This window comes from Kribbella orskensis (assembly GCF_004342085.1).
Classification (GTDB): Bacteria; Actinomycetota; Actinomycetes; order Propionibacteriales; family Kribbellaceae; genus Kribbella; species Kribbella orskensis.
On the sequence record NZ_SLWM01000021.1, the window covers coordinates 113600 to 125835 of the forward strand.

13 protein-coding genes and 1 riboswitch are annotated in these 12236 nt (G+C 68.2%); of the genes, 6 read left to right on the forward strand and 7 right to left on the reverse strand.

Annotated features, from left to right (window positions below; genetic code table 11):
* Positions 1-64: 64 nt before the first annotated feature.
* On the reverse strand, positions 65-349 hold the full coding sequence (locus EV644_RS35620) for a hypothetical protein (RefSeq protein ID WP_132194398.1): 285 nt from the start codon (positions 347-349) through the stop codon (positions 65-67).
* 258 nt (positions 350-607) lie between these two features.
* On the opposite strand from EV644_RS35620, the gene EV644_RS35625 reads away from it, so the two are divergent.
* Both EV644_RS35625 and EV644_RS35630 read left to right on the forward strand, forming a co-directional pair.
* Positions 608-1432 carry a bestrophin-like domain gene (locus EV644_RS35625; RefSeq protein WP_132333429.1) on the forward strand — a complete coding sequence of 275 codons (825 nt, stop codon included), beginning with the start codon at positions 608-610 and terminating at the stop codon, positions 1430-1432.
* Positions 1416-2069, forward strand: coding sequence for a hypothetical protein (locus EV644_RS35630; protein WP_132194394.1), 654 nt, complete (start codon positions 1416-1418; stop codon positions 2067-2069). The genes EV644_RS35625 and EV644_RS35630 overlap by 17 nt, the downstream gene beginning before the upstream one ends.
* 140 nt (positions 2070-2209) lie before the next feature.
* On the opposite strand, the gene EV644_RS35635 is transcribed toward EV644_RS35630, so the two are convergent.
* Both EV644_RS35635 and EV644_RS35640 read right to left on the reverse strand, forming a co-directional pair.
* Positions 2210-3352, reverse strand: a complete 1143-nt coding sequence (locus tag EV644_RS35635; RefSeq protein WP_158293015.1) for a DNA glycosylase AlkZ-like family protein — start codon at positions 3350-3352, stop codon at positions 2210-2212.
* Between the two features lie 94 nt (positions 3353-3446).
* Complete coding sequence (locus EV644_RS35640) at positions 3447-4442, reverse strand: NAD(P)-dependent alcohol dehydrogenase (RefSeq protein ID WP_132194390.1); 996 nt, start codon at positions 4440-4442, stop codon at positions 3447-3449.
* Positions 4443-4610: 168 nt separating this feature from the next.
* Between EV644_RS35640 and EV644_RS35645 the strand changes: the two genes are divergently transcribed.
* From EV644_RS35645 to EV644_RS35655, 3 genes are all read left to right on the forward strand, one after another.
* Positions 4611-5012, forward strand: coding sequence for a VOC family protein (locus EV644_RS35645; protein ID WP_132194388.1), 402 nt, complete (start codon positions 4611-4613; stop codon positions 5010-5012).
* Positions 5013-5054: 42 nt separating this feature from the next.
* Positions 5055-5136: riboswitch (ZMP/ZTP riboswitch) on the forward strand.
* A gap of 23 nt (positions 5137-5159) precedes the next feature.
* Complete coding sequence (locus tag EV644_RS35650; protein WP_132194386.1) at positions 5160-6227, forward strand: 5-aminoimidazole-4-carboxamide ribonucleotide transformylase; 1068 nt, start codon at positions 5160-5162, stop codon at positions 6225-6227.
* A 50-nt stretch (positions 6228-6277) separates the two neighbouring features.
* On the forward strand, positions 6278-7018 hold the full coding sequence (locus EV644_RS35655) for a nucleotidyltransferase domain-containing protein (RefSeq protein ID WP_158293016.1): 741 nt from the start codon (positions 6278-6280) through the stop codon (positions 7016-7018).
* A 10-nt stretch (positions 7019-7028) separates the two neighbouring features.
* On the opposite strand, the gene EV644_RS35660 is transcribed toward EV644_RS35655, so the two are convergent.
* The 3 genes from EV644_RS35660 to EV644_RS35670 form a co-directional block, all read right to left on the reverse strand.
* A complete protein-coding gene (locus tag EV644_RS35660) occupies positions 7029-7649 on the reverse strand; it encodes an ATP-binding protein (protein ID WP_132194382.1) in 621 nt (206 codons plus the stop codon).
* An 88-nt stretch (positions 7650-7737) separates the two neighbouring features.
* Positions 7738-8658, reverse strand: a complete 921-nt coding sequence (locus tag EV644_RS35665) for an aminoglycoside phosphotransferase family protein (protein ID WP_132194603.1) — start codon at positions 8656-8658, stop codon at positions 7738-7740.
* A gap of 49 nt (positions 8659-8707) precedes the next feature.
* Complete coding sequence (locus tag EV644_RS35670) at positions 8708-10225, reverse strand: phospholipase D family protein (protein ID WP_132194380.1); 1518 nt, start codon at positions 10223-10225, stop codon at positions 8708-8710.
* 67 nt (positions 10226-10292) lie between these two features.
* Here EV644_RS35670 and EV644_RS35675 point away from each other — a divergent pair, with 67 nt between their 5' ends.
* Positions 10293-11093 (forward strand): hypothetical protein, encoded by an 801-nt coding sequence (locus tag EV644_RS35675; RefSeq protein WP_132194378.1) that lies wholly within the window; start codon positions 10293-10295, stop codon positions 11091-11093.
* Here EV644_RS35675 and EV644_RS35680 read toward each other — a convergent pair.
* On the reverse strand, positions 11016-12044 hold the full coding sequence (locus tag EV644_RS35680) for a LacI family DNA-binding transcriptional regulator (protein WP_132194376.1): 1029 nt from the start codon (positions 12042-12044) through the stop codon (positions 11016-11018). The genes EV644_RS35675 and EV644_RS35680 overlap by 78 nt on opposite strands.
* Positions 12045-12236: the final 192 nt, after the last annotated feature.

Below are 12236 nucleotides of genomic sequence, written 5' to 3' on the forward strand. Positions count from 1 at the left end.
CGGCAGATCCGAGGCGTTGCGAACCCCGCTGCCACAGCAACACCGGGGCGCCCGCGCCGGTGGATCAGGAGCCTGCATCGCTCGACGGGTGGGCAGCGGCAATTTCCGTGAGCCTGCCGTTGAGATCGTTGGAACAGCGAGTTTCCGAGGTAGGGACAGCGAGTGCGAGTTCCCGCTGCGCCGAAGGCAGATCGCCCAGTCGAGCGTGGGTGAAGGCGACCACCAAACGAGCCCGGGGTTCGTGAATATCGAACGCGTTGGCCGCTTGCCGATACGCCTCTGACAGCACGCCGGCTTCGCTCCCGGTGGCGTCCGACCAGGCGGCCGCGCGCTTGGTGACCTGCCGCACAGCCTTCGCGGCCTCGCGTCGTACCTGCCTGTCGCCCTCGAGCCTCGAGATCCCATCGCGACCGGCAAGCAGGACGCCTGGCCCGACCAGAGGCTCAGATCACCAACTGTCAGAGGGGTGTCACCTGCAGGTGACGCCCTCTTCCTCATGCGAGCCGGAATCCTCCCGGAGGGATGACGCAGCCTCCGCAGGTTGGCCTCTACGGTGAGGCAAACCGGCGGCAGGCGGCGGGAATCCCTCTGGCTCGTGGAGGTCGACGTGAACGTCCTCCTCGGCGCGCTCCTGGTCATAGGTGTCGCCGCGATCACAATCACGCTGATGCTCCTCGTCCGGCGACGTGCGCCGGAAGGCAGCTACTTCAGCGACGGTGACCGTGCGTCGGGTGTCTTCGGGGTGCTGGCCACCGGCTTCTCGGTGCTCCTCGGGTTCATCATCTTTCTCGCGTTCGACTCCTACGACCAGTCGCGTTCGGGCGCCGAGACGGAGGCGACCGTCCTGGCGCAGCAGGTCGAGACGGCGCAGTACATGCCCAAGGCCGTTTCTGTGGAGCTGACCGGCGAGCTCGTCTGCTACGCGCGATCGGTCATCGGGCCCGAGTGGAGCGCCCTCGAGCACGGCACGCTCGGCGACGCGATCAACCCGTGGGGAGGGGAGATGTTCCGGACGCTCCAGACGGTTGATCCGAAGACAGCGACCGAGCAGTCGGCGTACGACCGGTGGATGGATCAAACGCAGGCTCGGCAGCAGGCGCGGCTCGCGCGGGTCCACGGGGCGGAGGGGATCATTCCGACGCCCTTGTGGCTCGTCCTGGCGGTGATCTCCGTGGTGATCTTCCTCTACATGTTGTTCTTCGCCGATCATGGGGAGCGGGCCAAGACGCAAGCCTTGATGATGGGCAGCGTGACAGTTGTCATCACCTTGTTGCTGCTCCTGCTCGTGTTCTTCAACCATCCGCACGGCCAAGGCGTCGGCAGGCTGCAGCCGACGGCGATGGAACGATCCCTCCGCCAGATCGACTCCGAGCTCGCGATCGTCGGACTGGACCTGAAGCCTCCGTGTGATGCAAATGGCCGAGCAAACTGAGAACCGGCCCGCATCCGGCTTCGACCGCTGGCACGAGTTGCTCGTCGCCGTGCTCCTGGTGGTGGCTGCCGTCGCCACTTCGTGGAGCAGCTACCAGGCGACGCGATGGAACGGCGAGCAGGCCAAGGCGGCAGGCCGCACCGGAGCCATCCGGATCGACGCCGCCCGGTCGTCCAGCTTGGCCGAGGCGCAGACCCAGGTCGACGTAGCCACCTTCATCGCGTGGGCCGATGCGGACCGCCGCGGCGAGAGCGAGCTCGCCGTCTTCTATGTGAGCCGCTTCCGCCCAGAGTTCGCGAAGGCATTCGACGCGTGGCTCGCGACCAAACCCTTCACGAACGCGAGCGCGCCGAAGACGCCCTTCGCGATGCCCGACTACAAGCTGGCGGCTCGGGCTGATGCCGATCGGCTGGACCTGGCGGCCGAGGCATCGGCGACCGAAGTGAGCCGCAACATCCAGCGAGCCAGCAACTATGTCCTGACGGTTGTGCTGTACAGCGTGGTCCTGTTCTTCGCCGGCATGAGCACCAAGATCGTCAGTCGCCGCGTCCGCGCGTTCATGCTCGTGACTGCCTGCATCGTGCTCCTCACGGCCATCGCCTGGCTCTTCACGTTCCCCGTCAGCCTGCAGGTCTGACCCCGCGTCCTTGGTTCGGAGCACCTGCTCGGCCGCGCGGGCTCAGCCCCTCGCCTGACGGAGGAGCGGGCGTGCGGCCTGCACCTCCGCAGTACGTGGGTTAGGGGCTCGACGAAGGCCCGCCCCTGCCTTCGACCGACTCAGGTCTTGAGGACGAGGGTGGTTCGGTCAGCTTCGCGGAGTGGGGCGAGGGTGTCGGCCTCGGCGGCGATCGCGTCGCGTTCCGCGGCGGTGATTCGGTCGAAGGGCTGCACGGTGAACTGGATGCTCTTGCCGCGGCGTTGTGAGGTCCATACTCCTTTGGCTTCGCCGTCGACGAGGACCAGGCCCGGCGCGCCGACCGGACGCCAGAGTCGCCTGCGCAGGTCGCGATCCGGGAGCAGCCGGTCTCGGTCACGCTGTTGCAGGAAGGGATCCTGGGCGGGGACCAGCCGGACTCCGGCCGGTTCGGGTGGAGAGGCCAGCGCTTCGACGTCGGACGCGAGCAACCACTCGACAGGGCGCCGTTTCGCGTTCACCTGAACGAGTTCCGGCGCGATCAGCTCGAAGATCGCGCGTACGTCGGACAGGCTGCGCAGGGTCCACTCGGCGAAGCTCTGGTGGGAGGCCGGCCCGTAGCAGCGAAGGTAGCGTCGCAGGAGCTCGGCCTGGGCGATGTCCTGGTCGACGATCCCCGCTGGTTCACCGAGCCATTGGTCTTTACGGGCAACGAGAGCGTCGGTCATCCGGCGGGTGTCCGCGAGACAGGCGATCCCGAGCTGACCCATCGCGCGGAAGAGAGGTTCGGGGAGATCGGCGTGCGCCCCGGACGGGCGTTCGAGGTCACGGATCTCCTCCATCCGCCGGGCGAACTGCTGGCGGAAAGCCTCCACCTCCAGTTGCTGGCCGTCCAGTACTTCCCGCGCAACCTTCGCGGCGTGCTCCACCAGACTTGCGAGCGGCACATCCAAGGACGTGGCCCAACCGCCGAAGGAGATCCGCCACGAGTCCTCTCCGGTGGGCATCGCGCCCGTGGTGAAGACAGCCGCGTCCTGAGTAGGCACCAGGTACGGCGCGCCGCGCAGCGACCAGATCGCCAGCAAGGTCTTGTCCTGCTTGAGTGCCTGGTCGATCCCGGCGAGGCTCACGTCCGCGACCCGGGCATGCAACGCGAGGGAAGCGGTCTGTCGCGGCGTCTCCTGAACCCCGGCGGCGGCAACCGCCTGAATCATCGAGCCGGCCGGGAGCCGCTCGGCCAGATGGTGACGTGACAGCCGGAACGCAAGGATCTGGTGTCGGTCCACACCCAGCATCGTCGCCTGTCCGCTGCCACCGGGCAAGGAAGATCAGTCGCGCCTGCGGTCGTAGGTCGCAGTACCGGAGCCGGCTGGTGCGGCGTCAGATGGTGATGGTGACCTTGGCCTGGGCGTGGTGGGTTTCGAGGTAGGTGATGGCGGCGGGGACATCTGCGAGGGCGTAGCTGCGGTCGATGGCGGGGGTCAGTTGGGACGACTCGGCCAGCGTCTTGAGCGTTGTCAGATGTTCCAGGGTCAGAGGGGTGGAGAAGTCGATCAGGCAGTGGCGAACGAAGCGGGACTGCAGTTTGGCCTGGAGGAGGATGCGCATCGGGCCGACCACGGAGCCGCCGGTGAAGGTGCCACCCCCGGAGAGCACGAGGGTCCCGGACGGGGTCAAGCAGCGGCGCAGGTCGGCGAGGGAGCGGTTCGCAACGAGGTCCAGCACGACGTCGTACGGGCCTCCGTTGCGAGTGAAGTCCTCCTTGCCGTAGTCGATGACGTGGTCGGCGCCGAGCGAGCGGACCAGGTCCACGTTCCTCGTGCTGCAGACGCCGGTCACCTTTGCGCCGAACGTCTTGGCGAGCTGTACTGCGAACGTCCCCACGCCACCTGACGCCCCATTGACCAGCACGCGTTGCCCCGCTTCGACCTTCGCCACATCGCGCAGGCCGAACAGCGCAGTACTCCCCGCCAACGGAATAGCCGCCGCTTGCTCGAAGGTGAGGTTGATCGGTTTCAACTCCACCAGGTCCTCCGGCGCGCACACGTACTCCGCGAAGGCGCCGTTGGCGTCGCCGAGATCGCCGTACACCTCGTCACCCGGGCTGAACCGCGTCACCTCGGGCCCGACCGCTTCCACCCGCCCGGCGAAGTCCCGCCCGCGGATCCTGGCCTTGGGACCCTTGCGCCCGAAAGCCGCGGGCAGCATCAGGCGTGCCAGGTACGGGTCGCCCCGCATCACGTGCCAGTCGTACGCGTTGACCGAGCTCGCGCGCGCCCGGACCAGCACCAGGTTGCTAACGGCAACCGGCTTCTCGACCTCGCCGAACTCCAGCACGTCAGGTGAGCCATACCGATCCTGGACGATTGCCTTCATTGCGTACTCCGTGACGCTGGTTCGGTGCGTGCGTTGTCCGGAGGCTCCGGCCTACTCGTGACGGTAGGCGTCCGCCGGCACCACAGCCATCAGGGACAACCCCCATGCCCCCACGGATCTCATAACCTGGGTGTCCGCAACTACCTGACGAGAACGGCGAGGACTGAGATGGCGCTTCGGTGGTACACAACGGTGATCAACTGCCTGGATGTGCGCAAGCAGGCCGCGTGGTGGGCGGAGGCGCTCGAGTGGCAGCTCGTCCATGAGTCCGACGACGAGTGCGTGATCATTCCGGGGTGGGTGGATCAGAAGGTGATGCAGGAGACGCCGTGGGAGCGGATCGGGCCGGGGCTGGTCTTCGTCACCGTTCCTGAGGGGAAGACGGTCAAGAATCGGCTGCACATCGATCTGGCTCCGCACACCAGCCAGGACCGGGACGCCGAGATCAGCCGGCTGGAGGGCCTCGGTGCCCACCGGGTCGACGTCGGGCAGGCCGACGACGCGTCGTGGACAGTGCTCGCGGACCCCGAAGGCAACGAGTTCTGCGTCCTCAGCTCCCGCGATTCCTGACTACGGTCAGAAAACACAGACAAAGTCGGTGCCCGACTACAGTGGGGGCACCGCGACTGGCGAGGGTGGGGTACCACCGGGGAGCGGGTTCTGAAGAGTGGCGTCGTCCGCCTGGGCGCCTTCGGTCGAGGTAACCGGAGGCAGCAGATGGAACTGCGGTACGGCATGAATCCGCATCAGCCCGCGACGATCACACCACTTCAACCAGGCCGTACGCCGTTCCGCGTGGTGCGCGGGGAGCCGTCCTACATCAACGTGCTCGACGCGCTGGGAGCCTGGCAGCTCGTCCGGGAGGCGAGCGCATGCTTCGACAGGCCGGCGGCGGCTTCGTTCAAGCACGTGTCCCCGGCGGGTGCCGCGCTGGCGGGCGAGGTTGATGCCGGGATGAGATCGACCTACGACCGCGGAGACGTCGGCGCGGTGACCAGCGCCTATGTGCGAGCCCGCGACGCCGATCCGAAGTCGTCGTACGGGGACTTCGTCGCCGTGTCGCACCCGGTCGACGCCGAGTTGGCCGCGTTCCTCCAGCGTCTTGCCTGCGACGGGATCATCGCTCCGGCGTACGACGAGGGCGTGGTCGGGACGCTCGCCGGGAAGAAGCGAGGGACTTTCCTGGTCCTGGAAGGTGATCCCACGTTCGAGCCGCCGACGGAGGAGGTGCGCGAGGTGTACGGGCTGCGCCTCACCCAGCAGCCGGACGATCTGCCGTTGGACCGATCGCTCTTCGACGGGCAGCCCGGGGCCGACGATCTGCTGCTGGGGATGATCGTGCTGCGGTACACCCAGTCCAACTCGGTTGCCTTCCTGAAGGACGGGATGGCCCTCGGCATCGGAGCCGGGCAGCAGTCGCGGATCGACTGCACCCAACTCGCCGGCAGCAAGGCGCAAACGTGGTGGTTGCGCCGCCATCCCGAAGTACTCGCCGAGACCTGCCGGCCTGGCATCAAGCTGTCAGACCGTATCGCTCGGCAGCTCGCGTTGCTGGACAGCTTGGGGTCCACCGAGCGGGACGCCTGGTTGTCGCACCTCACCGACGTGAGCATGGTGTCGGACGGCGCGATCCCGTTCCGCGACAACATCGACGTTGCCCACGGCTACGGAGTCCGCTCGATCGCCGAGCCCGGCGGCTCACTCCGCAGTACAGAGATCATCCAAGCCTGCAAGGACAACGGCATCACCCTCACCCAAACCGGCATCCGCCTCTTCCGCCACTAAGAGGAAAACCAAGTGGAGGTGCGAGGGGCATTCAGCGGACACTGGTCGGTGTGATCGAGGATGCGATACAGGTGGCGCGGGCGTTCGTTCGTGAGCGATTCCCCGAGGCGCGGAGTGCGTGGCTGGGTGGGAGTGTGGCTCGGGGCACGGCGACGGCTACCTCGGATCTTGATGTCACGGTGTTGCTCAACGGACCGCCGGCGCCGATGCGGGAGTCGGTGGTGTACGGCGGATGGCCGGTTGAGGTGTTCGTGCATACGGAGAAGTCGCTTGCGTACTACTGCGAGAAGGACCGCCAACGCCGTCAGCCGACCATGATGCGGCTGGTCGGGGAGAGCATCATCCTGGTGGACACGGACGGCTCAGGAGGACGACTGCAGGAGTCGGGCCGAGCCGAGGTGGCTGCCGGTCCCCCGGCGCTGCCCGACGACGAGCTTCAGCTATTGAGGTACAAGGTCACCGATCTGCTGGAGGACCTGATCGGTGCTGACGGCAACGACGTACGGACGGTGGTCGCCGCCCTGCTCGGGCAGGACGCTGCGGTGTTGCTCTTGACGGGTGCTCAGCGGTGGAGTCGCACTGGGAAGGGTCTGCTGCGCGAGCTCGCCGCATACGACGGGGAACACGGCACCAACCACGCCAGCGCCTTCCCGGCAGCAGTCCGAGCGGCCTCTGCCGGCGAGGCGGACCAACTAATCGACCTCGCCGACGGTGTTCTGGCTCAGAATGGCGGCCGCCTCGTCGACGGCTTCCGCCTCTCCGGCAGCACCCGAGACGCAGACACCGACTAGCAGCCTCGACTCACGACGCTGCGGTCTCCTCGAGGACCTCGATCTTCACCTTGGTGTTGAAGTCCGCGCAGGCGGCGAGCAGGGCCGCGGCCGACAGCGTCTCGGGGCCGAAGACCGCCGGATCGGGCAGGAAGCGCACCAGCGTGCCCGCTGTGTCGCCGCTCTCGATCTCCGTCGCGGGACCCGGCGGAAGACCGCGCTCATACCGCTGGACCCAGCCGCGGCCGTCGACGCGACGGTTCGTGTGGGTCAGCCATGAGCTCAGCGCGGCGACCACCGACATCCCCGACCGCGGCCGCCCGTCCGGCAGTACCTCGGCGTCAGGAACCCCGTAGAACCGCAGATCTCGCGTTGCCATGATCGGCTTCACCATCGGTACCCCGGCCTCGTCGTACCGGGTGTCCGTGCCGCGCCCGTTGTCCTCCACCGAGATCGACCCGTCCCCGTGCAAGACCACCCGCGCCCAGGTCGTCGTCCCCTCCGGAGCGGCCTCGTCCACCGGATAAGCCAGTACTTCGAGCGCCAGGTGGAGGAGCCCACCCTCGGCGTACTGGTCGGCCGAACTCCTGATCTCGGCGATGTGCGCGGGATCGACGGCGGAGGCCCAGTTGTGCGTCGTGATCAAGTCCACGACCCCACCGTATCCACCGGCAAGTGATTGCGCCTAGGCGGCGGACCACCCGAGTTGGGCAGGTTCTACCGATGAAGGCACTGGGGGTTCATGGGCGACGACCGCGCGAACACTCTGCTGTACAAGCAGCGATCCCGCGCTGATAGTCGGCGAGAACCTCGTCGATCACGTGCTGGGCGTTCGCGGCGATGCCCTTGTTGGTCTCGCGGTAGTAGGGCAATTGGATGAGCGCCATCGACAGGGCACGGCCGCGGCTCCGGATCCAGGTGGCGTCATCCACTGCCAGCGCCTCGCGGAAAGCCGGGCGGGCTGAGGCGGGCAGCAGGTTCCAGGCCGGGATCAGGTCGCAGGCAGGATCACCGAGGCCCGCGGTGGCGAAGTCGAGTACTGCGGTCAGGCGACCGCCGGCCGTCAGCAGGTTCGACGGCATAAGGTCACCGTGCACCCAGACAGCCTCAGCGGCGGGTGCTGCAGCCAGCGCCGATTCCCAAGCAGCCAAGGCGGTCTCGGTGTCGATCCAGCCCTCGAGCTGGACGAGCGCCTCGCGAGTCCCCTTGTCCTCCAGCTCGAGCGGACCGCCCCGGTACGCCGGAGGTCCGCCCGGCAGGTCGACCGCCCGGAACGCCCGGACGAACGACGCGAGATCCTCCGCAAGTCCCGCGGGATCCTCCACCGCCCCGGCAACGGCGATCGAGCCCTCGATCCAGCGCTGCACCGACCACGGCCACGGATACCCCTCGCCCGGTTTCCCCATCCCCACCGGCGACGGAATGGCCACCGGCAGCAGCGGCGCGAACCGCGGCAACCACTCGAACTCCTTCTCGATGTCCGAAACGCCACCTTCGATCCGCGGCAACCGCACGGTCAACGAGTCCCCGAGCCGGAACATCGCGTTCACCGTCCCGCTCGACGGGATCTCCTCGACCCCCAACCCGGCCCACTGCGGAAACTGCGCGGCCACGAGCCGAAGTACGAGCGCCTCATCGATCTCAGCCTCACCGGCATGCATCTTCACGCCCCCATCCCACCGTCAGCCACCCCACGCTGTCGAACCGAATTCAGAACTCGTGGCGGCGACGTAGGTGGCGGGGGCGGCCGTCGGGGTCGTAGAGGTGGTCGTAGAGGGGGCGTGCCCAGAGGGACTGGAGGTGGGTGACGTGCTCGGGGTTGTGGTGGCGGAGTTGGCCTGGTGGGCGGGGGCCGTGCTCGCCTGAGGCGTGCCAGGAGTCCAGGGCGGTGGCGGCATCCTTCAGCTGGTCGAAGCCCCCGAGCGGGTCCAGGGCGGGCTCGGTGCCGAGGTGTTCGGTCCAGAGCTCGGTGCGGAGCGAGGCGGCGAGGTCGGAGCTCACCAATGAGCAGGTGAGTTCGCTGTCGTTGGTCCAGGAACGGCGGTTGAGATTGGCCGACCCGCACGCGAACCACTCGTCGTCTACGACGCACACCTTCGCGTGCACGTAGATCGGCACTCCCTTGTCGTTCTCCAGGTCGTAGATCCCGACCCGGTTCGGCGCCGTCGCCCGTAGCATCCGCAGCGCCTGCAGTTGCCCGTAGCGAGCCGGCGGACCGCTGAACCGTTCGTCCTGGTCCGGATACCGCGGTACCACGGCGATCACCAGCAGCCCCGGCTCCCGTTCCAATGCCCGGCAGATGCCCTCGGCAACCACCTCGGACCACAGATACTGATCCTCCAGGTAGATCAACCGCCGCGCCCGCCCGAACGCCTTCTGATACCCCCGCGCCACGCTGTACTCGCCCTTCGCCGCGAACGGGAACGGCGGGTGCTTGTGCCCGTACGTCCGCAACACCTGTACTGCGTGCTCCCCCACCGCCGGCGGATCCGGGAACGTCTCGGGCAGCGTCGACGGACGACGCGGCATCCGGGCCTTCCGTTGCACCAGCACCCGGTACGGCGTACGGCGGTCCAGCGGGTGCGAGTCGTCCCACCGTTCCACGAAGGTGCGCAGGAGATCCCCCACGATCGGACCACGCAACTCCAGCGCGACGTCGTGCCAGGGCGCGCGGGATCCGTACCGCTCGCCCATCGGCGCCTGCTGGGGATCACCGTGATGGCGGGCGTCGTCCCGGCGCTGGTGGCTCAGGTCGATCCCGCCGACGAACGCCAGGTCCAGCTCGGGTGCGCCGCGGTGCCGGATCACGAACAGTTTCTGGTGGTGCGAGGCCATCCGGCGGACCCGCTGGTCGAGCAGGACCTCGCCACCGGCCTCGTTGAGCTCCCGCCCGAGCCGCTGGTTCTCCTGCGCGTTGAACTGCAGGTGGTCCGAGTGCGATCGCCAGAGCAGGCCGCGTACCTCGACCCCTGACCTGGCGAGGTCGCAGAGCACCTTGCCGACGGTCGGCCCGTCGGGGTACATCGCCTCGTCCGCATCGCCGCGCCAGTCGGTGAAGTACACCCGGTCGCCGGCCTTCAGCGCGCACAGTTCGTCGTACAGGCGCTGGAAGTAGACGGCGCCGTGGACCAGCGGCCGGACCAGGTTCCCGTCGGTCCAGGAACCGTCCCGGTCGATCTCGGTGGCCGGGTTGCCCCGCTCCTCCGGCGTCAGGAACCAGTCGCTCATTCAGACCGAGTACCCGCTTGACGCGATCCCGAACGGCGCGATCCCGAACGGATGAGAGGCTGGACGGGTGGACTGGATCAGACGTAGGGCCGGCTCCGTGCTCGCAGTGTCACTCTTCGCACTGCTGGGCTGGAGCTTCGTGGTGGGCACCTCGATGCCGAGCTGGTTCGACTCCCGCGAGGACTGCGCGCTGACCCTGCACCGCACGGAGAGCTACGACATCACCGTCACCAGCCAGTGGTTCCCGCCGCGAGCGGCGTGCGACTTCGGCGGCGGTGACGTCGTCCAGTTCATCTCGCCCACCAAGTCGGCCATCCTGACGATCGCGCTGATCCTGATCGCCGTGGTGGTCCCCGGCAGCCTGTACCTCGTCGCCCGCCGCCTCTTCGAACCTGCCGGGGTGATCCGCTCGGCCGAGGCGGTCGACCTTCGTGCCCGGCAGATCCGGCATCTGGTCACCGGCGGGACGGTCAGCTTCGTCCTGATCGCCGCCTTCACCTTCGGCAATGTCTTCGCCCTCGTTCTCGGCGGGCCACTCGGCGGCTTGGTCGGCGCGCTCGCGTTCGCGCTCCTTCTGTCGGCCGTGGCGGCCTCACTCGACCGCCAGATCGGCCCGCTCCCGAGTACCGCGCTGGACTCCCGCCGCCGAGGTGTCGCGGTCGGCCTGGGCACGTTCGCCGCGATCTTCGCCGCGACTGCACTGACCGGAGACCTTCCGTTCTTCCGTTTCTGGGCCGCACCCGTCGGCGCCATCGCCTCGGTCGTACTGGTCCGGATGCAGTGGACTCGACTAGCCCGGCGGTCCGATGGTGGAACCGGCGACGGGAACACAGTCGAGGAAGATCTGCTGGGCGGTCCGCGGTCCTGACGCGGTGATCTGGTCGACCAGCAGGCGAACCGCCCGGCGACCCAGCTCCCGCCGAGGTACCTCGAACCCGCTCACCTCGGGCCGATCCTTCGGCTGACCGAGCACCGCCACCGACAGGTCCGCCGGAGTACGCAGGCCCGCGGCTTCCACCGCTGCCAGCAGTGCCGCCGACAACTCGCCCGTGTCGGTCTCCTCCACGACGACGGCCGTGACCCCCTCCGCCCGCCACCGCGCGATCAACCCGGTGCCGACTTCGGCCGGTGTCGCCCGTACGACGATGCGCCGTACGGCGAGGCGGGCCTTCCGGGCGGCGGCGAGGACACCCTTCTCGCGGTCCGAGGACGAGGGGGCGTCGTCGTCCTCGCGCAGATAGCGGAGCTCGCGATGCCCGAGAGCGACGAGCCGCTCCACCACGGCGGCCGAGGCGGCGACGTAATCCACACCCACGAAGGGAATCCGCCCGTCCAGCTCGTCCCGGCGGCCGATGTAGACCAGCGGGAAGCCGCCGCCGAGCAACCAGTCGATCGGCTCCTCCGGCACGTGCCGCCCGAAGAACAGGCAGCCGTCGGCCACCCGGGTCCGCCGGATCGCGGTCTTGTCGTGCGCACGCCCCTGGCCGCCGCCGGTCCCGGTGAAGAGCACCAGGTCCTGGCCGAGCGCGGCCGCCTCCTCCTCGATCCCCACCAGGATGGGGTAATAGAACCCGTCAACGTCCGTCGGAAAGGCCGAGGCAAAGGTGTAGACGCCGAGCATGTGGTTGCGCGAGGAGGCCAGCCGAGTGGCGACCGGGTCCGGCACGTACCCGAGCTCCTCGGCCGCGTCGAGCACCCGCTGCCTGGTCCCCTCGGACAACCGCACCCCGTCGGTATTCCCGGACAGAATCAACGAGACCGTCGTCTGCGAAACCCCCGCTGCTGCAGCAATATCCGCCTGTCGCGGCGCCCTAGCCATACCCTCACCCTAGCCAACACGAATCAGCCCCATGACCGCCCGAATCCCCCACTCCCAGAGCCGTCCCGCCGGCTAGCGGGTTCCTCGCCGCCTGGCAGCTTGTAGAGCCTGTTGAGAAATGGGTGTGGCGGTGGTGTGGGTCACCGGGTGGGCGTTCGAGTATTGGGTATGGCGAATTCGTATCGGCCGGTT